Source organism: Novosphingobium sp. 63-713, assembly GCF_001898925.1.
In the GTDB taxonomy this organism is placed as follows: Bacteria; Pseudomonadota; Alphaproteobacteria; order Sphingomonadales; family Sphingomonadaceae; genus Novosphingobium.
On sequence record NZ_MKVS01000052.1, the window covers coordinates 24,270 to 48,029 of the forward strand.

Below are 23,760 nucleotides of genomic sequence, written 5' to 3' on the forward strand. Positions count from 1 at the left end.
TGGTTGGGTGATTGGCCAAAGAATTACAGGTAAATCCATTGGCCGGTGGACAGGGCATACAGGCACAAGCATGCATTGGTCACGCAATGCGCCAGTATTGCGTCGGCGTATTGGCCACGACGCATTTGGACTGCGCCATAGACCAGGCCTGCTGCAATCCCCGCCAGAACGTCTGCATGCACCAGGCCAAAGACGATCGACGTTGCCAGCAAGGCGCTGACGCGGGCGATCGGACGGGGAAGGGTGATCTGTGCGCGGTCGGCCAGCCAGGGCAGCAGAAAGCCTCGAAAGGCCATTTCTTCCACCAGCGGCGCCAGCAGCACCGATCCGGCCAGGCGAAACACCAGCCAGAGACAGCTTGCGATAATGGGCGCGTCAAACAGCGCGGATTCAAAACGGGCCGAGACCAGAGGATCGGCGGGTACCAGCGCCAGCCACAGGCCAAAAGCGCTCAGCCCGGCCAGCATCGGCAGAAGCGTTACCTGCCATTTGGCCAGGGGGCGCAGATCCTTCATCCGCCACAGCAGAGTACCCACTACGATCACGCCGACCGGATAGGGCCAGTCGAATTCACCTGACACCAATCCCAGCAACAGCAGGCAGGCGATCATCACCATCTGTGGGACGATCAGTCGGATATCATAATGCGCGATCTGCGGCCGAGCCCCCGTCTCTGCCATGCGCGGCCCGTGATCCGGGGCCGCGCCAGGGGCCGGCGTGCGACTGGCGAAGCGGCGGATTGCTATGGTGAAGGCAGCGCAGACGACCACCAGTGTCAACACGCCGAAATTGCTGTGAAATCCGGTGAGGGCGATTTCAGGCGACCAATGATCGCCAATATAGAACAGCAGTGCCAGACGCAGCCCATTAATGACAAAGGTCAACCCCGCCGCGACCGCGATCAGCCCCAGCGCGCGGCCAACATAAAGTCGGTGCCGCTCCAGCACGACCAGCGTCAACAGCAGGGCGATAGTCAGCAACAGTCCCTCGATCCCTGCACAGGCCGGGGCGATTGAGACGGTGATGTCACCGGTCTGATAAAGCGGCCAGCCCCTTTCGTTGATACCGATCGGCTGGATGGGATTGCCGACAAGCAGGCTGAACCAGGAGGCAATCGTCACGCAGGCATCGGTGATCGCATAGGAATTGGCGCTTTGCGTGCGATCCACATACTGCCAGGCGAACATGGCCAGCGTGATCGTGCCGCAAAGCGCGAAGGTGTCTCCCTGCCGCCGCGTATCATCAAGCGCATGGGCCGGGATGGCAACCAGCCAGCCTGTGGCCAGATAGGCCAGCCACAGAACCGGGGCGACCAGATAAAACAGTAATGCGGCATTCGGGCCGGACATGTCCAGCGCCATCAGGGGCGGCGTCATTATCGATCCGGCAACCAGCACCAGTCCGATGACCCCATGCATCAGCGCCAGCACAGGGGGCACCGGCGCCGTCATCACGCGCACGATCAATCCCGCATCATTCGTAGCCGCATAGACCAGCCCTGCCGCGCCGCCCAGCACCAGTCCCTGGATCAAGGCGGGCAGCCAGGTCAGCAACTGCTGCAACAGACCGCCCGACAGGTCCGGGTTGGCATATTTCGTGTCCGAGGCCAGCACAACCAAAGCCAGCAGCACAATCTGCGCCAGCGCGGCCAGCGCGCGGGGGCCATGGATCGCCAACCTCCACCCGGCAGCAGGCGGCAGGACAGGGTCGGGCCCGCGCTCAAGGGAGGAGACGCCCACTAGAACACACTCGCCAGCAGGGTGATCTGGGCCGCCAGCAACATGATCAAGCCGTAGCGGCGGCGGCGCAATACATGGCGCAGACCGCTCGCATGGCGCCATGCCATCACCGCCAGAGCCGCCGAGCAAAGTGTCAGGCCGGCTATGACGGGCGTGTCAATGGCCGGCCTGACGATGGGATTGGCTCCCAACACCACCAGCCCCAAAAAGGCGATGCCCAAAGGCAACAGCAGCGCGCAGGTGATCCGCACATAACGTTCGTAGCTGATGAGCACGAGATAGGAGGGCGCACGATATTTATGGCTTCGCTTGGTCAAAATAAGCACCGCGCAGCCGACCGAGCCCAGCAGGGTCAGTATCTGGGCCGCCCATATCAGGCGTCGCTGCATTGCATGTTCGTCGCGGGTCAAGGACGATGCGGCGCGGGCCATGGCCGCCGCCATGGCGGCATCGTCGACCTTCACATCGGCCCGCGCGAGCAGTTCCGTATTGGCCTGTTCGATTACCTGTGCCGATTTGGCCTGATGGAGCTGAGCTGCCAGCGCATTACGCACCAGAGCCGGATCGACAGGATCCGGATAGGAGCCATGCAGCACGAGAAGGTGGCAATTGTCGCCTTTGCATTGCACGCTGATCTTGCCGGGCGCGGCGTCGAGCTGTTGGAGCACGGCCAGATCCTCGGCCGGGATCTGCTCGCTGCCGTCCCAATTGCGCGACATGCTGATGCGGAAGGCCGGGTTCTGGGCCCAGACCAGATTGAGCTGGAATTCACCGGGGGTCATCGCGGCCTGCTTGCGCCATTCGGGCAGGCGGCTGGTCATTTCCACCTGTGCGTTGCGGGTCAGTGCGGTCAGGTCGGCGCGTGAATAGTGATAGGTGCGGCGCCCGGCAAAATAATCGGGATGGGCGGCGATGAAATCGTCCACCTCGCGCGGAGAAACATCGATCCCCTGCAGGCGGCTGCTGTCATAGGCGGCCAGTACGAATTTGCGCCGCTGGGATTCCAGCGCGGCCTGCAATTGCGGATCGCTCTTGATCGCCTTGCCAAAGGCGGCATCGACCGCGACCTCGGCCATCATGGTCTTGAGCGTCTGCAGGCGCACATCCTGCGACACGGAGGAGGGCCCGTGCTCTTCCTGGAGGCGGCGCGAGAGATCCTCGTCAAAGATCCGGATACCATTGACAGTGGCGATCACGGCTCCGTTTCGTCCATTATTACTGGCCGCATAGCCGGTTGCACCATTGGATACAGCATTGCCTTGGGCGTTGGCTCCGTCATGGGCGCCAATCGACAAGAAAAAGGCGACCGTCGCCGTCAGCTTACGCAAATTGAACAAGACATCTCCATCCGCCTGGCTCAAAATCGTCGAGCTTCATCGATATGGCCCGGTAAGGGCCTTCGATGATGGTGGCATCCGGTTGGCACAGTAATGGACGATGTGGGAGCAGGGCTATTGCACATCCGGTTTAGTACGTAGTCTTTCCGATTATGCGGTGAGTGCGAAATAGGGTAAATACGGGATAAATACGGTCTTCAAAGAATTGAGAAAATAAAATTCCGCATCGCAATAGGAATCGGTCGGATCAACGGCTCTTGGGAAAGCTCGTTACAGTATAGCCCATGATTCTGGACTTGAGGGGCGGCACAGGATCGGCGGCCAGTGTCTGCAGATCGGCCTTGGCCGTCTGCGAGGGTCCCGGTTGAGCGAGCGACAGGGGAGGCGCGGCAAAGGAGGCTGCGACAACAAGCGCAAACAGAGCGGTGCGGATGGTCATCGGGTCCTCCTGCGTCAAAAGGCCCGCGCGTGGATCAGCACGCGCAAAGTACCCAAAATGATGGCTATGTCGCGCCATATCGTCCAGCCATCCAGATATTCCAGATCGGCCTTCAAACGCTGCGTGAGATCGCTTTCGGTCTGGGTTGCGCCGCGCAATCCCCGCATCTGGGCCAGCCCGGTCAGCCCCGGCTTGACCGCATGGCGCAGCCAGTAGCGGCGATCGACATCCCAGAACAATTGTTCGCCCGCCAATGAGCCGATGGCGTGGGGGCGCGGCCCCACAATGCTCATATGTCCGCGCAGGACATTGAAGAGTTGGGGCAATTCATCAATGCTGCTGCGCCGGATCAGGCGGCCGATGGGGGTGATGCGATCATCGTCGCGGCTGGCCGAACGGGCGCCGGCAGCATCGGTGCGCTCCACCCGCATCGAGCGGAATTTGTAGATCGGAAAGAAGCGGTTGTTGCGCCCGGTCCGGTTCTGCACAAACAGCACCGGCCCGCCATCGCCCAGCCGGATCAACAAGGCGACCACCGCCAGCAAGGGCGCCAGCGCCAGAATGGCTCCGCCCGCCACCACCATGTCGAAGGCGCGTTTGGTCGCGCGCTGGCTCATCGATAAAGGCTGGACGGACACCACCAGAGCGCCGTAATCGGCACCCCGGCGCGACCCCAGAACATCGAGCATATGCACATCGGCATCCAGGATCTCGCCCGATACATTGGCGCTTTTGAACACCAGCGACCATGCCTCGCGCCGATGGGGCGGGCAGGCAACGAGAACACGGTCCACATCTTCCATATAGCGGCCAAGCCGGTCGAGCATATGCGGATCGCCCAGATCGGGGCGCAGACCATGCGTGCGGGCATGGATGCGAACGCCATGGGCGATGGCGGGCAATTCGCCGCCATCGTCAATCATCAGCAGGTTTTGCGCATGCGTACCGCAGCGGCGGCGGATGATTGGGCGCAGTATCAGGCGCAGCGCGAACATCAGCGCGATGGCCAGCCCCATTCCCGCCCCCACGGCCAGCGCGTCATCGCCGCCCTGACGCATGCCATGGGTCAGCAGCGTGGCCGAATGGGCCGTCAACAGCGCGCCATGGGCCAGCAACAGCGCGGCGATGGCCTTGCCCGGTGCCAGCAGGCGACCGGTCAGCGTGGGCAGTGAATAGGCGGGCAGGATCAGCGCAATCGTCCAGTAGATCGGCAAAAGCACTTCGGCATGGACGGGCGAGGGCGGGCCGAGGCGCGCGGCGGCGGCCAGACCGAGCACAATGGCCAGCCCATCAGCCAGCATCAATGCCAGATAGGACTGCAGCCGCCTTTGCCGCATGGGGGGCAATTGAGGCGGCACGGCCGGGGCAGGGCTCAGGTGGGGCATCGCCGGGGAACGGACGACGGCCCGGCCTGTGGGGGCATCGTTCAGCAAGCCGAATGAGGTGGGGCGCATGAGACCGCTCTCCTGTGGTTCGGTTGAAAGGTGAATGCTCAGGATTTCAAAATGGCCAGATTCGCGGGGTCGGGGTGAAGAATGGCGCTGCGGTCGCGGCGCCATGTCCGGCCGAGCGCTTCCATATCCATTTCCCACCAGCGCGAGGCCTCGATGGCCGCGATCGTTTCGGGCTCGAAGCGCATCCGCATGACCCGCGCGGGCACTCCGGCCACCACGCTGTAGGCGGGCACATTGCGGGTGACGATGGAGCCCGCGCCGATCACGGCTCCGCGTCCGATGAATTTGCAGCCGGGCAAGATGATCGCATGATGGCCGATCCACACATCATCCTCTATCACCAACGTTTCGGCATGGATTGTGTCGCGCTCGACGACGCCGAAGCGGGCTTCATAGACCAGCGGATGGGTTGTAAGCGCATGGAGATCGTGATTGGCATCGACCACCCGGCAGGTTTTGGAAAAGGAACAATAGCGGCCGATCCGCAAAGGACCCGGAATCCGCCAGCGGTCAAAGCAGCCATAGGAATAGAGCCCGACATCGATATTATATTTCCGGCGAAACTCGCTGCGCACCCATGGGTCGAAGGGCTGCTGCTTGCGCCGCAGGAAGAATTTTGCACGAAAGAGCAGATCTTTTATCAAGGCAGGGTCCTGAATTGGGGGCTGATGGTGTCCAATGTGGTTTGCGGGGCCGGAGACCTTGGATGGCCCAGACGCATCGCGGGCCGTTCGACCAGCTTCCAGCTGATCCAGCCGGCAATCAGCGCAAGGCATGCTGTCAGGGCGGCGTTCAGCCAGATGTTCATCTGCGGGTTGTAAAGGAACAACAGTTTGCCGATGGGGAAAGCATAGAGATAGACGCCGTAAGAAATGTCCTCTTTGGCGTTGATGCGCAGGAAGAGCGGATTTTTTACGCTAAACGCCAGCCAGAGCAGCCCGTAACCGCCCAGTGTCACCAGCGCCGTTTCAGCCAGCGCATGGGAAAACATTGCCGGGATCAGCAAGAGCGCCGCCCCCAGCGCAATCTTGGATCGGAACGGGGGTGAAAGTACGCGAAAGCAACTGCCCGCCATATAGGCCAGCGCTAGCCGGAGTAGATCCTCGGGTCTGCCCAGTACCGCAATGAACAGTTTCGGCGCAACAGGCAGCGAGTGGCTCTGAGCCCAAATGTGAAGCAGCCCCAGCGCTCCGGTAATGCTCAACAGCATACGGGGGCGCTTGAGAATCCCGGCTAAGCCCAGCAGGCACGTGAGCAGATAGCAGCCGAATTCAAAGCGGATGGTCCACATCGAACCATTGAGTGCGGCATAATGCGATCCATCGAAAACATGGTTCAACTGAGGGGGGCGAAGCGAGGAAATATGCAGCCCGACCGCACTCCATTCGCGGAGCGACAAAGCGCTCAGATTGGCTCCCGCCAACGGGCCAACGATAAACACGCAGAATGCGCTTGCCACAACAAATCCGGGATAGATGCGCATGATGCGGCGCCGCAGAAAACCCTTGCTGTTCGAAAGCATGCTGGCCGAAATCAGGTAGCCGCTGATGATGAAAAAGCCATCGACGGCCAGATCGCCGAAACTGAGCGTACCAAACAGGTGCGTCAGGATTTCACGGTGGCGATCCCCATCGGCCATTTCCGGAGCATGGCTGAGGATGACGAGCAGCGCGAGCATCAGGCGTAGCGCGCCAAAGCCATTCTTTCGGGACATGGATGAATTTCCATTTATCATAAAGGTTTGCTGCGATGGTGGGCCGAGGGGCGCAGCCGAGACCAAACGGCACAGCCGCCGATGATCACCGTCAGCGCGATGTCGATGATGTGATGCAGGTGCAGCGGCCCAATTTGCTGATAAAGGATGGCATCGGTGCCATGCAGGGAAATGATGCGCATGACCGCCAACGCGGCCAGCCCCATCGCCGCGACCCATGCGATTGTTGCCCGCCCCCGGCGAAGAGATCCCCCCCACCGGCGCCAAGCGAGATAAAGCAGCCCCAGCGCCAGATAAAGCACCGGCACCTGCACCAGCCGCCGTTCTTCATAAAGCGTGGTGGCCTGGCTCCACTCGCGCAGCGACTGGATAAGCCAGCCTTGCGCCCCCAGCAGCCGCCAGACCGCCAGCAGCCCCAGCAGCACCGCAATCCGTCGCCACAGCCGCCCGCTATGGGGCCCGCCGCGGCGTCCGGCATTAAGCGCGGCCAGCGCCGCCACCACCAGGTAGGCTGCGCTCATCGCGATAGCAGGCACTGTCTGGCCCATGGGCGGTTACCCCGAGGTCTTGCCCGAGGGATAGCCATGGCGCCATTCCTCCCGCTGGGCCCAGGCCGCGCGCCAATTGGCGGCAACGTCGCCAAACCGGGCGGGCCGCAGCCATGCCGCCAGCCCATAGCCGATCCGCCGGATCAGCACATTGGCCACGATGGTGGCCGCACCGAAATTGCGCCAGCCCCATGGATAATGCTGCTTGATGATCGCTATATGGGCAGCCGAGATCTGGCAGATCTTGCGTGTATGGCTGCGCGTGCTGCCGCCGCCGTAATGGACGATGGTGGCCGATGGGGTGATCATCGGCTTGGCCCCCAGACGGATCGCGCGGGCGCAAAGATCGGTGTCGTCGCCATACATGAAATAGCCCGCGTTAAAGCCGCCCAGTTCTTCCCAGAACGATTTTTCGATCAGCAAAAGGCAGCCGGTGACAATGTCGACCCGCCTCTCGCTGTCGCGCAGCCATCCCGGATAGGCGCGTGGGTTGAAGAAGGGCGAGCGTGGAAACAGCGCGGTCAGGCCCAGCGCCTGGCTGAGCTGGTTCCATGGCGTCAGTCGCCCATAGCACGAGGTGGGGTTGAGCGAGCGATCACCAAACAACGTGCGCCCGCCCCAGATTTTTGCCTGAGGCTGGCGGCGGCTGAAAGCCATCAGATTGTCGATCGCCCGGTCCAGCACCACCGTATCGGTATTGAGCAGCAGGATCTTTTCACCCTTTGCCTGTGGCACCTGCAGATTGGTGCCCACCGAAAAGCCGTGGTTGACCGTTTCGGCCATCACCACGACATCGGGGAATTGTTCGCGGATCGCCTCGACCGAACCGTCGGAGGAGGCATTGTCGAGAACGATGATCTCAAAGCTGGTATCGTGGGTCTGTTCATAGACCGAGGCGATGCAGTCCAGCGTCATCTGCTTTGTGTTCCAGCTGATCAGCAGGATCGAGAGTTCGGGCGCGGGTGCGGTGTCCACGTCGGGCGTCCTTTCATGATGAGGGTGCAGCGGTTCAGACCGCACGATAGATGCGGTTGCGATAGGCAAGGCGATAGGGAACGGTTTCTACCAACCAGTGGACCACCCAGCCCCCCGCCAGCGACAAGCCCAGCGCGAGGACAAGGTAGGCCGGCATGGTCAGCACCCATGGCAGGCGTTCGACATGCAGCCTGTGTCCGGCCATGCGCAGCGCCATGTAGACATAGGGATGGGTCAGATAGAGCGAATAGCTGATCGTGCCCAGAAAGGTGAAAGGGCGGCTCATCAACAGGCGGGCCAGCGGATTGCGTTCATCCAACACATCGTGAACCGCCACCAGCGTGGCGGCCAGCAGCACCAGCGCGATCAGTTGCGTGCCGGTTTGCGAGAAATAGGAGCGCGGATCGAAATCGAAGAAAGTGGCAATGACCAGAATTGCCGCCACGGCCAGCACAAAGGGCAGATTGCGGCGCGGCGCGCGCGGGCGCTCCATCTTGGCCACCATGAAATAGAGCACGACGCCCCCGATGAAATAGGCGGTGATGTCATAGGCGGTCAGCACCAGCAGCGAGAGGGCCACGGCGCAAAGCGCACGGATCGGGCGGAAATCTTCACGTCGCCGGATAAAGGCGTCGATGACCAGATAAGAGCAGATATAATACCAGATCTCCAACGTGATCGACCATGCATTGGGGCTGAGCGCCTGGGTGCCGGCAAACATGTCGACAAAGAACAGATTGGCCAGCAGATCGGTGGGCGATCCCCGGTCAGGCGCGATATGCAGCGCGCGATTGGCGACAAAATAGAACAGCGTAAACAGCGCAAAGACCGGATAGATCCGCATGAAGCGTCGCCCGGCAAATTCGCGCGGGCTGTATTTCAGACAGCTTTGCGTGATGACATAGCCGCTGATGACGAAGAACAGTTCGACACCATAAGTACCCAGATTGGCCAGACGCGGCATGACGGCTGTCAGCAGCGGATCCTCATGATAAAAATGGTCGTAAAAGCCGTAGGAGACATGGGCACACAGCACCATGAAGGAGGCAAGGCCGCGAAGGCCGTGCAATGGGCGACTGAACATCGTTTGGGCTTTCACAAGGGACGGGCGCAAAGGATTGGGCGCAATAGATCAGGATGCGGCGCTGCAGGATGCGAGCAGGCGGTCCTGTTCGATCCTTTTCGCCATGGCGCGGGCCATGAGCTCGGCGCCGGCGGGGGTGAAATGGCGCGCGCCGGTGGAGTAGAAGAGATGCTGCCCCCCGGCCGCGGCGGTGCGAAAACCGGCCAGCGGCGAGATGGGTGGCAGTTGCTGTTGCACCGATGCGGGCAGCAAGGTGTAGGATGAGGTCAGATTCCGGTTGGGAATGTCGAAAGTGGCGAAATTGGCCCCGTCAGAATGGACCACATCGCGGGCATGGAGCAGCAGGGCCGCCGACAGCCGGATCTGGGCCGGGCTGATGGCGTAATCGCCATTCTCCACCTCGCCGCCATCCTTAGCGTCTGCGGCCTGCCTCTTGCTGAAAAGTGCGAGCAATTGCTTGCCGCGCCAGCCGATCTGTTCGCGCGCGAAATTGTAGAACTGGCTGTGATCGGCCAGCAGGCGATAGAGGCGCCAGCGCATCAGCCGGTCCTGCACCGCTACGCCGGGCAGATAGGCCGCACGGCCCGGCACCAGATGATCGCCGTCGAGCCGGTAAAGCCCGGCGCGCGAATTGTCGTCATAATCGGTGACCTGCCACTGCATCAGCACCAGATCGGGATGAAACCGTCGCCCGATGCTTTCATAGGCGCGCAGATTTTCCGCCGTGCCAAAGCCCGAGACGCCGAAGTTGAGCACCTCGACCGGACGATCCGGCCGCGAAAGCAAGGCTTCCAGGCGCTTGGCATAGGTGGCGGCCAAGGGCAGTTCGTAACCGATCGTATAGCTGTCGCCGAACAGCGCGATGCGGCAGGTACGCGGCGGCTTGGCCAGAGGATAGTCACGGTCATCGCGCATGCCCTGCGCGTTGATGCGATAGGTGACGTCGACTTCGGGCGTGACATGGGCATAGGTGGCGTTCGGAATATTGCCGCGAATGCCCGATGGCGTGCCCGTTACATAGCGGGGCATCAAGGCTTGCGGCGCGACAAGGCGCACAAAAACTTCGGCGACCAGCGCGGTCCACAGAGCCAGCGCCGCAATCCGGGCAATCCGGCCCAACAGGGAGGATGACATGAAAAAGCGCCCCGCTTGTCAGAAATCGAAATAGATGAATTGCTGGCCCGCCGAGGCGACCAGCACGAGATTGGCCAGCACCAGCACGACCACAGCTGTGTAGCGCAGCAGAAAGGGCAGTCGCGCAAAGGCAAAGGCTCGATCCTCAGCCAGTCGCATCGCGCCCTCGATTGCAAAGAGCGGAAGCGCATAGAAGGCGAAACCAGCCCAGGGGCCCTGCGCCAAACCATGCATGTTCAGAATGCCCGTGACGATGACATTGCCGGTTTCAACGCCGTTGGCGCGGAAATAGGTCCATGTCAGCGCGATCAGCGGCATCAGCACCGCCCATGCGACTATGCTTCGCAGCCATGTGCGATCGGGCCGGAACACATAGTCATCGACCCGCGCCACGCGGTAAAGCACCAGAATTAGGCCGTGCAGAAAGCCCCAGACGATGAAGGTCCATGCCGCCCCATGCCACAGTCCGCCCAGCACCATGGTAAGCATCAGATTGCGGCAGGTGTTCCACGCCCCGCCCCGATTACCGCCCAGCGCGATATAGAGATAATCGCGCAGCCATTGCGAGAGGCTGATATGCCACCGCCGCCAGAACTCGGACGGCGTGCGCGAGAAATAGGGCAGGGCAAAGTTGATCCGCAGATCAAAGCCCATCAGCGCGGCAAGGCCCCGCGCCATATCGCTGTAGCCGGAAAAGTCGCCATAGATCTGGAAACTGAAGGCCAGAACGCCCACCAGCAATTCGCCCGATGACAGGCCGTGGGGCGCATGAAACACCGGATTGGCCAGCACCGCCAGATTGTCGGCCACCACCTGTTTCTTGAACAGGCCCCACAGGAACAGCACAATGCCTTGCCGCGCCAGCGCCCAACTGATTGTCTGCACATGGCGGAATTGGGGCAGCATATGGGCGGCGCGCTCGATGGGGCCGGCCAGGATTTGCGGAAAGAAGGTGAGGAAGGTGGCGAATTCGATGAAATCGTCCGAAGGCTCCAACCGCCCGCGCGAGACGTCGATGGTGCGGCCGATGGACTGAAACGTGTGAAACGAAATGCCCAGCGGCAGAATGATGGCAAGGGACACATATCCTAAATGCACGCCCAGTGCGGACAGGCCATGATCGAGAGATTCCCCAAAGAAATTCATATATTTGAAGAAACACAGCACCGCCAGATTGACGATCACGCAGGCATGGAGCCACCGGCGGCGGCGGACCGCTTCATCCTTGATCCCGTTCAGCGCATAGGTCAGCCCCGTATAAAGCAGCAGCGCGGCCAGCACGGGCAGGGTCATCAGCGTGAGTTGATGTCCATGGTTGGCCGCCAGCGCCAACAGCCCGACCCCGCCCAAAAACAGGCAGCTCTTGGACCATTGCTCGCGGGTGATCCGCCGACCGGCTGCGCCGAGCGCGCTCAGGTAATCGAGCCCGACCGTGAAGGCCAGCAGCGTGCTGAAACGCACATCCCACCAACCGTAAAAGATGAAGGCCGCCACGATCAGCAGCACATTGCGCGCCCTGACCCGTCGCCGCAGCATCAGGAACGCCGGATAGAACAGCGCAAAGAAGACCGCGAAGGGCCATGTGAAGAACAGCATCCGGGAAACGGCTTTCGGAAAAAAGAAGGATCAGCTGCAGGACGGATCGGCTCGGTGGTTGATCACCCCAAAAGGATCGGAGCCGTAGCGCACCTGAATGGGCCCGATCAGGACGCGGCGCTCGGTCACTTTCGGATCGGCGCCGTCATAGTGCCAGCTCGATTCATAGATCCCGGCTTTCAGATAAGGACCAAGATAGTCACGATGGGCGTTGGGCCCCTTATCATCGGTCACGATCCTGTCGCCCAGCCACAGGCGCAGGCGGCCCTGGGCCGTGCTGGACCACAGGGCGCTGACCGTCCAGCATTGCCAGCTCCCCTTGGTAAGGGGAGCCTGGCCGATTTCGCTGATGCCTTGGACCGCGCCATGAGGCGGGGTGGCAATCCGGTTGTCCCAGCTCTTGTGGATGGTCCAGTGGTCGCTCTCGATGCCAATGTCGAGCGGAGGGTATTTGCCCGGTTCGAGCAGCAGGACGTCGCGGGACCCATGCCATTGAAAGATGATGGAATGGCGCGGTGAAGGCACCCAGTCCTCTGGGATGAAGACCGAGACGCGATACCACACTTCCTGGCCCAGGGCGTTGGGGCGCAGGCGCAGCTCGGCGCGGTGATTGCCTTTGACAAGCGGTTCGGTCGGCGCGACGCGGAATTCGCGCACCATCCGCTGGGGATTGAGCGGGTTCGCCACCAGCCGCGTGGATGTCGCACAGCAATATTGCAGCGCATAATCGGCCTTGCCCAACATCAGATCGGTTTCGCTGGTGCCTGCCGGTTCGTCCGCGCGGAACGTGACATCCACCGGCTGGCCATAGGCCAGCGTGAAATGGTGCGCCGCCAGCGCAGCGCCGCCCGCCAGTGCGAAACCGGCCACAGCCCCAGAGGCCAGGCGGCGCAAACGAAAGGAAGCCATCGAAATAAGTCCTTTGACAGAATGGTTTGTCAGGCAGCCGCAGAGCGGGTGTGCTGTTCGATATTTCGGGCGCGCTGCTCGGCGACCACGCGGCTTTGGCGCAATTTGTGCTGGCCGCGGGCAAAGAGCGCGCAATTGGCGCCGCAGCCCAGCAGAACCGCAAACCAGATCTGCACGCCGCTGAACAGAGCCACGAAAAAGCCACCCAGCGTCACCACGCTGATGGTCATGCACAGGCCACGCAAGAAGTAAGAGTCGGTCCGGTCGACCAGGCGGCTGCCCTGACCCAATTGAAACATGATCGAAATCGTGGCCAGCAACTGTGCGGCGGGCACGGCATAGCCGTAGCGCACGGCCAGCAGCAGCCAGTAATTGTCGATTGTGTCCGAAACCATCCAGACCGGGCGCGCAAAATGCCCGTCACCCAGCCCGAAGACCGGATGCGCGGCCACTGCGGCGCCGGCAAATTGCCAAGTCAGAGAACGATAATAGGCGGTATTGCCATCCATCGCCAGTTTTACCGTCAGACCGATCAGTCCATGCGAGCTGAACAATTGATAGGCGGTCAGACTGAGTCCCACCATGAGCAACAGTCCTTGCCAGCGGATGCCTTGCAGCATGCGGGTCAGCCAATCATAGAACAGCAGGCCGATGCTGAGCGCCAGCATCATGAAAGCGGTGGAACTGACCGAAAAAAAGGCAAGACAGCCAGCCAGCAGCCCGACCTTGCCCGGCCAACCGCGCAGATGGGAAGTGAAAAACAGTGGTACCACCGACGCCAGATACAGTCCGCCCAGAATGGGATGGGGAAAGGCACCCACCCCGCGAAACAGCCCCATGCGGGTCTGATAATTCGCCAGCGAAGTCATGACGATGCCCATCGCCTCGATATTGGGAAAGATCTTTTGCACCACTGGCTGGACGATGAGTCCGTGCGTCAGGCTTTCGGCCATGACCAGCAGTCCGGCCAGCAGGAAAAAAGGCGCCATGATGACCAGAAGGCGGCGCAGGTCGTTGATGCTGGCGATCGAGGCGCGCGCGACGATATAGCCCAGCAACAGGTCCATCGCCACCGAAAGGCTTCGCTGAATGCCTGCGGCCAGCCCCTGATTGGCCACCATCGCGGCGACCATCCAGACAGCGGAGAACAGAACGATCAGATCTGAAGGCACGGGCTTGCGCACATTGGCGGGCGCATGGCGTACGATAAAGGGCAGCAGCAGCAAAAAGGCGAGACGATAGGAAAACAGCTCGATCCCCGCCACGGTAACGCGCACTTCGGGCGGCAACAGTGTGGTGAACAGGATGATCGCGGCAATCCAAACCGACCCGCGAACCTCGGTCCGGGGCGGTGTGGCAATGGGGGAGGCGGGCGTCATGACAGGATTCCAATCGGGGCGGAAAATCGGGCGGAGCGCAGCATCCTGCGCAAGGCTTGAGGCAAAGGTAGCCGATTGAGCAGATCCTCGGGCATCACCAGCAGCGCAGCCAGCGTGGAGATCAGACCCACAACTGCGGCCAGCGCGATTTGGGAAGGAAGGGCCAGAACCGGACCAAGCGTCAGCCATGCCTCAAGGCCGAGCAAGGCCGCCAGCGTGCAGACCATCAGCCTCAGACGGGGAAAGCCGGTGTCGGCAAACCAGGACAGCAGTACGCCATCAACCACCATGCGTATGAAGAAGGCCCAAGCCCCGCCTGCCAGCCCAAAACTTTTGAGCGACCAGTACAGGCCCGCGATATAGGGCAGCAATTCTGCCGCCATGATCTTGGTGACCAGATCGGGGCGCCCGCCCGCCTGCAACCGGGTAAATGGAATTTGCAGGAAAGTATTGAGCCAATAGGCGAGCATGAAAATACGGGCAAGCGGCGCGGCCTGCGCCCCGATATCCTGGCCCAGCCACAGGCGCATCAGCGGGTCCATCAGCACCAGCCCCACCGCCATTGCGGGCGTGACCAGCGTATAGAGCAGATCCGCGCCATAGGTGGCCAGCTTGACCGCTTCCTCGCGCCCCTCGGTGGCGAAGCGGGGGAACAGGGCGCTGGCGACCGATCCGGCAACACCCGTGACGCGCTTTACAGCCTCGCTCGGGACATTGTAGATGGTGACCGCCACCGGGCCGAGGATCGAGCCGATCAGGAACCGGTCGGTAAAGGCCAGAAACGGAATGGTCATGGACGAGAGCGTCATCCAGCTGCCGTAACGCAGCAGGCGCAGCAGCTGCGCGCGGTCCCAAGCCACAGGCTCGTCCAGGGCGAATTCGCGCCGACATGCCCGCCACAGCGAAACGACCGCAAAGCCACGCGCCAGCAGCGAGGCCGTCACCAGCATTCGCAGATCCACCCCCACGCGCCATGCCACCAGCAAGGGCAGGATCTGGAACAGCGTGGTTGATGTGGCTGAAATGCGGTTGGTCAGCAGGAATTTCTCGCGCCCCATCAACGCGCCGCTCAGCACGCCCAGCGTGGTGGCGATGGGCAGGGCCAGGGCGACGAGAGGGGTTGCCGAAACGGCCTCGGCGCGCAGATCGGGGGCAAGCGCGACCACGCGCGAAAAGATGACATAGGCCGCAGCCCACAGAATCAGGCAACCGACTACGCCGATCGCCAGGTTGGTTATCAGCGCGGTATGAAAGGCCTTGGCGCGCTCGGCGCGGGGTGCGTCGCGCAATTCGGCAATGCGCTGGGTAGTGGCGCGGCCAAGGCCCAGATCGAACAGGCCGAAATAGCCCAGGATCAGCCACACCAGCGACAGCACACCATAGCGTGCCGCGCCGATCAGATGAATATAGGCTGGCACCGTGGCCAGTCCCAGCACCGTGGGGATAATGAAACCCACGAGATTATAGGCGGTGTTCTTGCCGATGCTCATACAGCGTGTCCGTTGGTTGCAAGGGCGAGGGAGAGCCCATTTGCAAAAGTGTCGGCGATGGCGGCGCGGGTGAAACGGGTGGCCTCGCCCGCATTCTGCCATTGCGCCAGCACGGCTTTGAGGGCGGCCTCGTCGCGCACCAGCCGGGCCAGCCCCTCGGCGATGGAGGCGCTGCTTTGCGGATCGACCGGGATGGCAAAGGCCTGCCCGTCAAAATAGCCGTCGATGGCGCGGCCTTGGGGATAGACCACCGGCAGCCCCGCCATCATCGCTTCGATAAAGACCATGCCGAAACTTTCGCGCAGGCTGGGGAGGGCAAGGCCTATGGCGGCATTGAAGCTTTCGGGAATGGCGGCATTGGCCACCGCCCCGCGCAGGGAGATGCCGTTGCGCGCGCCGACGAGTTGTTTGACCCGCAGGTGGTCACGCTCGCCGCCGCCGCCCAGAATATGCAGTTCGACATCGGGGCGATCCGCGCGCAAGGTCTGGTGTGCATCAACAAGGCGGGCCAGATTCTTGCGCCGCGCATTGCGCAGGTGAAAGGCGGTCACAATCGCATTGCCGCCCACGCGCGGGGGCATGATGCGGTCGGCAGCAAGCGGGCAGGGCAGCATGATGGACTGGCCTTCACGCGCGCCCAGCCGGGCCTCGACCGCCCGCAGCGACCACGGAGCCAGCGAAAAAACCACGCTGGCGCCGTGAAACACGCGGGCAAAAGCGGGGCGAAGATCGGGCCGGGCAGACAGAATCTTGGTGTCGGTATCGCCCTGAATGGTCAGGGCATAGGGCACACCCATTCGCGCCCCGATGCGGGCGGCGACCAGACCTTCGACCGTCAGCTTGTGTCCGACGATCAGCGCCGGGCGCGGCCCCCGCGTGATCCGATCGAGCAAGGCATCGGCCAGACGGCGCAGCATCGTATGATGCCACATGCCCCGCCCCGGCGCTCGATAGGCCAGCGTGGCAAATGGGCCGTCGGTTCCGTGGTTTTGGATCGGGGGCTCGAACAGCGGATTGCGGCCCAGCAGCGTGGCGATGGTGCCAGCCGGGCCGGGCGCGATGCGGTTGAGGGAAAAGACCTGCTGATCGAAACGATCCTCGACCAGTTCGACCAGCGTCTGGATGGCGCGGGTCTTTGTGGCGTCGAACCGGTCGGGAAAATCGGCGGATAGGTGAAGGATGGGGCCGTGCATTGGCTTTGTCACCGTGCGGGAGCTATGAAGCGCAGGGTGGGCGCCGAGATCGGCCCTTCGCCCCCGGCCAGCGTCAGCCATGGAGTGGGGCAGGCCGCAGTGATGGTGAAAGCCTGACGCGGACGGAGCGCCTCGGTGGGAGCAGGCATCGGGTTGAGGCCGCAGGACAGGCCCCAGCGCCAGCCCAGTGCTGCGTCGCCCGGCGCGCCGGTGGACAGGAGATAGGCTCCCGGTGCCAGCAACAGGCGCCTTACCGCCACGCCCACACCTTCCGATGCGGGCGAAAGCAGGCCGTCGGACAGGGCCATGTCGGGCGCAATGGTCCAGTCGAAAGCGGTTGGATAAAGTCGCGCCCCCACACCGGGCCAGTCGAGGCGGTTGGGGGCGGAGGTCGTTTCACCGGCCTGTTGCCACAGGTTGTATGCCTCCACCGACTGGCCCTTGGCCAGACGCTGGTCGACGAGCGGTGCCCATGTCTCGCGCCCCGGATGAATGGCGGCCACGATCTGGCTCTGTATGGCCGGGGACAGGTCTGCCCCATGGCGGCGCAGCCATGCCGGAGCCCATGGTTCCCCATGGCGCATCAACGCGAGCAGGGCGGGCTGGCAGGCGGGCAGGGCGGCCGCGTGGGTGACGGCCGGGGCCAGCGTGTCGAACCCCACTCCCTGACGCATCAGCGCCGAGGCATAGGACAGCGCCGCAGGGCAGTTGCCATGACGCACCGCCATGGCATAAAGCCTGCGCTGTGTTTCGGCATCGCGCCAGCCCAGCCTCGCGCTGAGCGCCAGAAGACGATCACCGCGCGGCCTCGCTTCGTTGAGCGCGAGATGGGTCAGTGCGGGTTGCACGATAGTGCTTTCCCGCAAGGCCCGAGCAGACAGTTCAACCGAGAGATCGCGCGCATCGGCCGAGCGTGCCGCAATCGCCGCCCCCATCGGCACAGCCGCCGCCGCATCGACCAGCTTTACGCTGATCAATGCATTGGCAAGCGACACGCTCAGCACCGCAGCCAAAGCCGGGATGCCGACCGCGCCCGCCAGCAGGCGACGGCGGTGCAGAGAGGGCGGCGTCATGCTCATCAGGCCGTTTCGCCTTCGGGCAGGGCACGCTCATAGCGATAGTTGTAGTAGTAATAATAACCGGTGCTCTGGCCATAGCCGGATTCAACCGGGTTGAACTTGGTGAGCACAGCGCCCAGCACATGGGCACCATTGTCGCGCAGACGGCGCAGGGCGATTTTGGCCTGACCGTTATGCGCACGGCCCGCTTCGGCAATGAAGATCACCGCGTCCATATGACGCGCCAGCAGCAGCGCGTCGGCCAGACCCATAACCGGCGGCGCATCGACGATCACCACGTCGAACATCTCCTTCAGGCGGTTCAGGAAGGGCGCGATGACATCCGAGGACAGCAGATGCGCCGGATTGGCCGGACGCGCGCCGAGCGGCATGAAATAGAGGTCGGGCGTTTCGCTCTGGTGGATGGTTTCGGTGAAGGGCTTCTGATGCACTATGCTATCGGTCAGACCGCTCAGATTGCGGGCATGTTTGAGCAGGCGATGCTGCGAGGGCGCGCGCGTATCGGCATCTACCAGCAGCACCCGGCGTCCGGCGCGGGCAAAATCCTGCGCCAGAGCATAGGCTGTGGTCGATTTGCCTTCGGCGGGCGAACTGGAGGTGATGAGAATGAGCTTTTTCACATCGCCGCCCGAGGCATAGTCGATCGTGCTGCGCACTGAATAATAGGCTTCGGCAAGACCCGATTTCCCATCGTTGAGGCTGTCGAGCACATTGGTCAGCGTGGCCGGAACCACACCCAGCAGCGGAAGGCGCAGCTTGTCCTCGACATCTTCGGGGCGCTGGAGCGTTTCATCGAACAATTCGCGCAGCAGGGCCGTCGAAATCGCCAGCGTCACACCGGCGACCAGACCGATCAGCAGGTTGCGCCACATGATCGGCGAGACCGGATCATCGGGCACGCGGGCCTTGTCGATGATGGCGATATTGTTTGTATCGACATCGGCGGCGGATTCGATCTGGTTCAGGCGCGTCAGAAGATCGCCCAACTGGCGGCGCAATGTGTCGGCATCGCGCACGATCAGGTTGAGCTGAACCCGGCGTTCCTGTTCGCCCAGCGACTGGGCCGAGAGATCGGAACGGCTTTTGGCCAGTTCCTGTTCCTTGTGCAGTGCGCCCAGATATTCGGCGCGGATAGAGGCGCGGATGTTCTGGCCCACAGTGGCGATCTGGCTCTCGATCGAGGCGAGCTGGGCGGCCGCTTCCTGCACCTCGGGGCGATTGGCGGCATAGCGCTTGCGCAATTGAGCCAGTTGGGATGCGGTGGCGGCACGGCTTTGCATCAGGCCTTGTATGCTGGGGCTGTTGCGCCCCTCAGGCAGGTCGAGCGGCGAGGCGGACTGGGCCACGTGCCAACGGCCCTCGGCGGCGATACGCTCGGCCTGCGCCGCCGCATAGGCGTCATTGATGGCCACCAGATTGGCGGTAACGATCGAGCGACCGTTGCCGGTGTCTTTGGTGCCGCCATTGCCCTTGCCTTCATCGGCGCCCGACGCGGCATCGCCAATGTCTATCAGGTGATACTGGCGGGCGTAGTCGATGGCCTTCTGTTCGGCCGCCCGCAATTCCTGTTGGGTCTGCGTCACCTGATTTTTCAGAATCTTGCGGGCATAGGCGTTCATTTCATAACGCTGCAGCACATTCTGGCCGATATATTTGTCGGCATAGGTGTTTGCCACTTGCGCGGCGATCTGCGGATTGCGGCTGCGGAAGGAAATGGTGGCCACGCGATTGTCGGTGGGGGTGGCCATCTTCACCGTCTGCTGCAAAAGGGTGATGACCTGTTCGCGTCGGGCGGCATCGGCATCCTTCTTGCTAAGCCCATCGTTTTTGACCTTCTTGCCCATGCTCAGCAAAAAGCGGTCATCGCGCGCCAGCGCCATTTCATCGGCCACCTGCGTAGCCAGCGAACGGCTGGTCACGATGCTGGCCTGCGTGGCCAGATAGCGCCCGGTGTCACTGGTGGTCACTGTAGGGTCCAGATCCTGGCCTTCCAGGATCTTGGCGCGCTCATTGTCGATTTTGACCGAGACCGTGCCTTCGTAGATCGCGGGCATCATCCATGTGACGCCCAGCGCCAGCACCGGACCTGCCACGATCGTCGGAAAGATCAGCTTGCGCTGACGATAGAGCATCGCCCGGATTTCGGACATGGTGATGCCATTGTTTTCAAGCGGTTCGGCCGAAGAGAAATTCGGCAGGAAACGGTCGATCAGGCTGGTAGCAAGCGAGGGTTCTTGGGCATTGGCCATGATGGGAATTCCTGTACCCGGTCAGAAACGGGTGAAGACGTTGAAGACGGGGGCGGATTGCAGGAAGTCCTGCCAGACCTGGGTCAGGCCCGAGAAGCCGACCTGTATCCGGTCGCCGGGCATCAGGCGCGGATTGGACATGCGCCCTGCCCGGACAAGTTTGAAATCGAACACCGCGACGCTGCGGACATCGCCTTCGGTGCGGAAAATCGCCACACGGTCCAGCTTGGCAACGCGTTGCGGGCCATGGGCCAGCGCGATGGCATCCACCAGCGTGGCGCCCACCGGATATTGATAGATGCCCGGATTGGTCACCGCGCCTTCCACCGTAACCCGGCGCGATGCGCGTTCGACGATGTTGATCGAGACCTGCGGCTGATTGATGTAATTGGCGGACAGGCTGGCGGCAATCTGGCGGGCCAGTTCGTCGGGCGTGTGGCCGGTGGCCTTGATGCGGCCGACGCCGGGCATCGAGAATGTGCCGTTGGCGTCGATCATCACACTGGCCGCGCTCAGATCGGGCTCACGCGCGACCACGATGGCAATTTTGTCGTCCGGGCCCAGCGTGCCGGGATCGGCGGGCGGGGCGGGCATGTCGAGGGGCGCCGTCATGCGCTTGGCCAGGCGCGGTGGGTCGGTCAGTTCATACTTTGGCCCGGCCATGCATCCGCTCATCATGGGCAATGCGGTGCCAAGCAACGCCAAGGATCGCAATGTCGCTAAGTGTTTCAAGGTATATGACCTTTTTTCAGGAACCGGGTTGTTCAGTGGGAGGGTTGTGGGTGATGCGGTTGGCGGCCATCGCCCAGCACAGCAGCACAAGCGCGCCTATGGCATGGGTCCGGGCCGGATAATCGAGGAAGGAATGCAGCGCGATCAGCGCCGGGGGCAGCAGGGTCAGGATCACTTCCATGCGCTGTCGCTCGCTGCGCGCGCTGCGATTGTTGCGCCATGCGGTGGCCAGCGTCAGCCACAGCGCGCCGGCAACAAAGACCAGCCCGGGCAGACCGGCCTCCAGCGCCACATCGAGGTAATCGTTGTGCGCATGGTTGAGATAGCGTTCCGAAACGCTGGCCAACGGCTCATGCATCGCAAAAGCCTCGACGAAGGTGCCGATGCCCGATCCCACCGGCCAGAAAGCGGCGGCGGCATGGGACACATCGCGCCAGAAAGTCCAGCGCTGGTCCTGCTCCATCGCGCCGCGCAGGAACGGCGCGGCGAGGCGTTCGGCGCCATTGGTGGTCATGAACCAGATGCACAGCACAATCAGACCCATCGGCAGCATGCTGCGCATGATCCATTGCGCCCCGGCCTGCGGTGATTGGCGCTGCCATGCCATGCTGGTTCCGGCCATTGAGAGGACCAGCAGTGCCACCCCCGCGCGCGATCCGGTGATCAGGCACAGTGCCGTGACCAGCCCGGCAGCCGCCAGCAGCACGGTGTCCTTGCTCTGTCCCATCAATCGCGCCCGGGCCTTGGCCGGGTTCAGCCGACCCAGCCACAGGGCCAGCAAAGGCAGCATACAGGCCAGAAAAGCGGCCTGATGATTGTGGTTGGCGAAAAAGCCGATGGGGAAATCATAATCCCCCAACGGATAAAGTCGAAGCCACCCTCTCTGGCCCAGCGTGAGTTGGGCAAAGGCGATCATGCCCGAGGCGACAAAGGCGATCGGCATCGCATCAAGCAGCGCGGCAATACGCTCTCTGGGCGCGGTACGGATCGCCAGGTAAATGCTGAAAGGCGGCAACAGCGAGACCAGCGCCCCCAGCGTCGCGCCCGGATCTAGCGTCAAAGACCGCCAGCGCGCGGTAGGCGGCAGGGCATCGTCAATATCGCGCGCCACATCGCGCCCTGGCAGGGCATGCCAAAGCACAGGTGGCAGCGGCAAAAGCTGCAGCGCAATCAGCCCCAGCACGGCGATCAGAAAGCGGTCTTGCCCCACCAGAGGTCGGGACAGAACACTGTGGCGCGAACCTAGAGCGCATATGATCACCGCGCATGCGGTCAATTGAGCCACAAAGCCGGGCAATGGCATCGTCCAGTTGCCGCCGCCCATCAGAATGATGGTGAGCAGCGCCAATGTCCAACTGCGGCGGGGCCAAGGGATGGTTTCGGACACAGTCGCGCGATCAGGAAGACGAGCCGGGGACCGGTTGGCCGGCCGGCCGGGCGATCGGGCTGGCGCCTGCACGGCCCTTGCCCAGCGCATGCCAATAGGCCGCGATCAGCGGGGCCTTTTGGCGATCCCACGAAAATTCCGCCTCGACGCGGGCGCGGCCATAGCGGCCCATCTGCTCGCGCAATTCGGGATTGTCGATCAGATGGAGGATCTTGTCGGCCATATCGAGCGCATCATTGGGCCGGGCATAAAGCGATGCCTCGCCCGCCGAGAACCGGCCTTCCTTGACGTCGAATTGGACCTGAGCCTTGCTGAAGGCCATGTATTCCAAGACCTTGTTCATGGTGGACTGGTCATTCATCGGGTTCACCCGATCCGGGTTCACACAGACATCGGCGGTGGAAAGCACACCGAAGAGCACATCATCGGGCGCGCGGCCGGTGAAATGGACATGGTCGCCAAGCCCCATGTCCTGCGCCATGGCCTGTAGTGATTTCAGGCTGGAGCCGCCGCCCACAAGGCAAAAGCCGATGTCCTGACGCCCGTGCTCCAGCACGATATGGCGTGCTGCTTCCAGCAGCAGGTCGATGCCTTCCTGCTCGCCCATCACGCCGACATAGCCGATCAGATGCTTGCGCCCCTGCCTGAGGCTTTCGACGGGAGCGCGCTGTTTCAGCCGGGCAAGGTTGGGACCCGAGCGCACCACAAAGACATCGCCCTCGGCCACGCCCCCGCGCCGCATGGCGATCGAGCGATAGGAATTGTTGGTTGAAATCACCACATCGGCAAAGCGGAAGTTCAGCTTCTCCGCCCAGCTGATCAGCTTCCAGCCGAAACCGCGTTTGCCGAATTTGGCCTCATACAGTTCCGGGTTGATGTCGTGATGGTCGAAGATGTAGCGTCGCCCCAGCCAGCGGAACTGAAGCGCGATGACAAAGCCCAGATCGGGCGGATTGCACACCTGAAGCACATCAAAGCCGCGCCCGAAAAAGATCCGCCAAGCCAGCAGCGTCTGCCAGAACAGGGCGATGCCATATTCCAGCAGATAGCCCGGCGCACTGGCCGCATCGCGATAGAGCGGGTGGCGATGGATATGAATGCCGTCGCGCAATTCATAGCGCGCCTCATAGCCGGGCGCCGTGGGGCAGATGATCGACACCGTGGCCCCGGCTTCCTGCAGCGTGGTCGCCTCCTGCCAAACCCGCCTGTCGAAGGGGACAGGCAGGTTTTCAACGATGATGAGCAGGCGCTTGCCCTGCAGTTCGCGGGTTTCAGGCGCAGGTTTGGGCCCAATGTCGAGCACAGTGTCGGGCATGAGGCGG

The 23,760-nt window shown here is 62.5% G+C and carries 20 protein-coding genes; all 20 read right to left on the bottom strand.

The features are described from left to right. Positions 1-23: 23 nt before the first annotated feature. A complete protein-coding gene (locus BGP00_RS23705; RefSeq protein ID WP_292691976.1) occupies positions 24-1,739 on the bottom strand; it encodes a CAAX prenyl protease-related protein in 1,716 nt (571 codons plus the stop codon). Then, on the bottom strand, positions 1,739-2,935 hold the full coding sequence (locus BGP00_RS23710; protein WP_292691978.1) for a hypothetical protein: 1,197 nt from the start codon (positions 2,933-2,935) through the stop codon (positions 1,739-1,741). Before BGP00_RS23710 ends, BGP00_RS23705 begins: the two co-directional genes overlap by 1 nt. Before the next feature lie 388 nt (positions 2,936-3,323). Further along, complete coding sequence (locus BGP00_RS23715) at positions 3,324-3,515, bottom strand: hypothetical protein (RefSeq protein WP_292691980.1); 192 nt, start codon at positions 3,513-3,515, stop codon at positions 3,324-3,326. 14 nt (positions 3,516-3,529) lie between these two features. After that, the gene (locus BGP00_RS23720; protein WP_292691982.1) at positions 3,530-4,969 is read right to left on the bottom strand and encodes a sugar transferase; all 1,440 of its coding nucleotides are present in this window, start codon (positions 4,967-4,969) and stop codon (positions 3,530-3,532) included. A 38-nt stretch (positions 4,970-5,007) separates the two neighbouring features. Then, entirely contained in the window at positions 5,008-5,613 is a 606-nt protein-coding gene (locus BGP00_RS23725) for a CatB-related O-acetyltransferase (protein WP_292691984.1), read from the bottom strand. Further along, on the bottom strand, positions 5,610-6,749 hold the full coding sequence (locus BGP00_RS23730; protein WP_292691986.1) for an acyltransferase: 1,140 nt from the start codon (positions 6,747-6,749) through the stop codon (positions 5,610-5,612). The genes BGP00_RS23725 and BGP00_RS23730 overlap by 4 nt, the downstream gene beginning before the upstream one ends. Beyond that, the gene (locus BGP00_RS23735; protein WP_292691988.1) at positions 6,701-7,204 is read right to left on the bottom strand and encodes a hypothetical protein; all 504 of its coding nucleotides are present in this window, start codon (positions 7,202-7,204) and stop codon (positions 6,701-6,703) included. The genes BGP00_RS23730 and BGP00_RS23735 overlap by 49 nt, the downstream gene beginning before the upstream one ends. A gap of 33 nt (positions 7,205-7,237) precedes the next feature. Then, positions 7,238-8,206: a glycosyltransferase family 2 protein gene (locus tag BGP00_RS23740; RefSeq protein ID WP_292691990.1), complete on the bottom strand. Its 969-nt coding sequence runs from the start codon at positions 8,204-8,206 to the stop codon at positions 7,238-7,240. A 34-nt stretch (positions 8,207-8,240) separates the two neighbouring features. Then, the gene (locus BGP00_RS23745) at positions 8,241-9,290 is read right to left on the bottom strand and encodes an acyltransferase (RefSeq protein ID WP_292691991.1); all 1,050 of its coding nucleotides are present in this window, start codon (positions 9,288-9,290) and stop codon (positions 8,241-8,243) included. Between the two features lie 48 nt (positions 9,291-9,338). Next, entirely contained in the window at positions 9,339-10,424 is a 1,086-nt protein-coding gene (locus tag BGP00_RS23750) for a hypothetical protein (RefSeq protein ID WP_292691993.1), read from the bottom strand. 18 nt (positions 10,425-10,442) lie between these two features. Continuing rightward, entirely contained in the window at positions 10,443-12,020 is a 1,578-nt protein-coding gene (locus BGP00_RS23755; RefSeq protein WP_292691995.1) for an MBOAT family O-acyltransferase, read from the bottom strand. A gap of 30 nt (positions 12,021-12,050) precedes the next feature. Continuing rightward, positions 12,051-12,929 (bottom strand): polysaccharide lyase, encoded by an 879-nt coding sequence (locus BGP00_RS23760; protein ID WP_292691997.1) that lies wholly within the window; start codon positions 12,927-12,929, stop codon positions 12,051-12,053. 29 nt (positions 12,930-12,958) lie between these two features. Further along, positions 12,959-14,308, bottom strand: coding sequence for a hypothetical protein (locus BGP00_RS23765; RefSeq protein ID WP_292691999.1), 1,350 nt, complete (start codon positions 14,306-14,308; stop codon positions 12,959-12,961). After that, positions 14,305-15,798, bottom strand: a complete 1,494-nt coding sequence (locus BGP00_RS23770) for a flippase (RefSeq protein ID WP_292692001.1) — start codon at positions 15,796-15,798, stop codon at positions 14,305-14,307. Before BGP00_RS23770 ends, BGP00_RS23765 begins: the two co-directional genes overlap by 4 nt. Further along, entirely contained in the window at positions 15,795-16,991 is a 1,197-nt protein-coding gene (locus BGP00_RS23775; RefSeq protein WP_292692003.1) for a glycosyltransferase, read from the bottom strand. The genes BGP00_RS23770 and BGP00_RS23775 overlap by 4 nt, the downstream gene beginning before the upstream one ends. Before the next feature lie 8 nt (positions 16,992-16,999). Further along, positions 17,000-18,064, bottom strand: a complete 1,065-nt coding sequence (locus tag BGP00_RS23780) for a hypothetical protein (protein ID WP_292921846.1) — start codon at positions 18,062-18,064, stop codon at positions 17,000-17,002. Positions 18,065-18,069: 5 nt separating this feature from the next. Further along, on the bottom strand, positions 18,070-20,319 hold the full coding sequence (locus BGP00_RS23785; RefSeq protein ID WP_292692006.1) for a polysaccharide biosynthesis tyrosine autokinase: 2,250 nt from the start codon (positions 20,317-20,319) through the stop codon (positions 18,070-18,072). A 21-nt stretch (positions 20,320-20,340) separates the two neighbouring features. Next, the gene (locus tag BGP00_RS23790; RefSeq protein WP_292692008.1) at positions 20,341-20,982 is read right to left on the bottom strand and encodes a polysaccharide biosynthesis/export family protein; all 642 of its coding nucleotides are present in this window, start codon (positions 20,980-20,982) and stop codon (positions 20,341-20,343) included. Between the two features lie 85 nt (positions 20,983-21,067). Then, positions 21,068-22,438: an O-antigen ligase family protein gene (locus BGP00_RS23795; RefSeq protein ID WP_292692010.1), complete on the bottom strand. Its 1,371-nt coding sequence runs from the start codon at positions 22,436-22,438 to the stop codon at positions 21,068-21,070. Between the two features lie 10 nt (positions 22,439-22,448). Beyond that, positions 22,449-23,753 (bottom strand): glycosyltransferase family 4 protein, encoded by a 1,305-nt coding sequence (locus BGP00_RS23800; protein WP_292692012.1) that lies wholly within the window; start codon positions 23,751-23,753, stop codon positions 22,449-22,451. Between the last annotated feature and the right edge of the window lie 7 nt (positions 23,754-23,760).

What these genes read in the sequence shown, in the direction of transcription:
- BGP00_RS23715 (WP_292691980.1), bottom strand. Translation starts at nt 3,515, where the DNA reads ATGACCATCCGCACCGCTCTGTTTGCGCTTGTTGTCGCAGCCTCCTTT.
- BGP00_RS23720 (WP_292691982.1), bottom strand. Translation starts at nt 4,969, where the DNA reads ATGCGCCCCACCTCATTCGGCTTGCTGAACGATGCCCCCACAGGCCGG.
- BGP00_RS23735 (WP_292691988.1), bottom strand. Translation starts at nt 7,204, where the DNA reads ATGAGCGCAGCCTACCTGGTGGTGGCGGCGCTGGCCGCGCTTAATGCC.
- BGP00_RS23745 (WP_292691991.1), bottom strand. Translation starts at nt 9,290, where the DNA reads ATGTTCAGTCGCCCATTGCACGGCCTTCGCGGCCTTGCCTCCTTCATG.
- BGP00_RS23750 (WP_292691993.1), bottom strand. Translation starts at nt 10,424, where the DNA reads ATGTCATCCTCCCTGTTGGGCCGGATTGCCCGGATTGCGGCGCTGGCT.
- BGP00_RS23755 (WP_292691995.1), bottom strand. Translation starts at nt 12,020, where the DNA reads ATGCTGTTCTTCACATGGCCCTTCGCGGTCTTCTTTGCGCTGTTCTAT.
- BGP00_RS23760 (WP_292691997.1), bottom strand. Translation starts at nt 12,929, where the DNA reads ATGGCTTCCTTTCGTTTGCGCCGCCTGGCCTCTGGGGCTGTGGCCGGT.
- BGP00_RS23765 (WP_292691999.1), bottom strand. Translation starts at nt 14,308, where the DNA reads ATGACGCCCGCCTCCCCCATTGCCACACCGCCCCGGACCGAGGTTCGC.
- BGP00_RS23770 (WP_292692001.1), bottom strand. Translation starts at nt 15,798, where the DNA reads ATGAGCATCGGCAAGAACACCGCCTATAATCTCGTGGGTTTCATTATC.
- BGP00_RS23775 (WP_292692003.1), bottom strand. Translation starts at nt 16,991, where the DNA reads ATGCACGGCCCCATCCTTCACCTATCCGCCGATTTTCCCGACCGGTTC.
- BGP00_RS23780 (WP_292921846.1), bottom strand. Translation starts at nt 18,064, where the DNA reads ATGACGCCGCCCTCTCTGCACCGCCGTCGCCTGCTGGCGGGCGCGGTC.
- BGP00_RS23785 (WP_292692006.1), bottom strand. Translation starts at nt 20,319, where the DNA reads ATGGCCAATGCCCAAGAACCCTCGCTTGCTACCAGCCTGATCGACCGT.
- BGP00_RS23790 (WP_292692008.1), bottom strand. Translation starts at nt 20,982, where the DNA reads ATGGCCGGGCCAAAGTATGAACTGACCGACCCACCGCGCCTGGCCAAG.
- BGP00_RS23800 (WP_292692012.1), bottom strand. Translation starts at nt 23,753, where the DNA reads ATGCCCGACACTGTGCTCGACATTGGGCCCAAACCTGCGCCTGAAACC.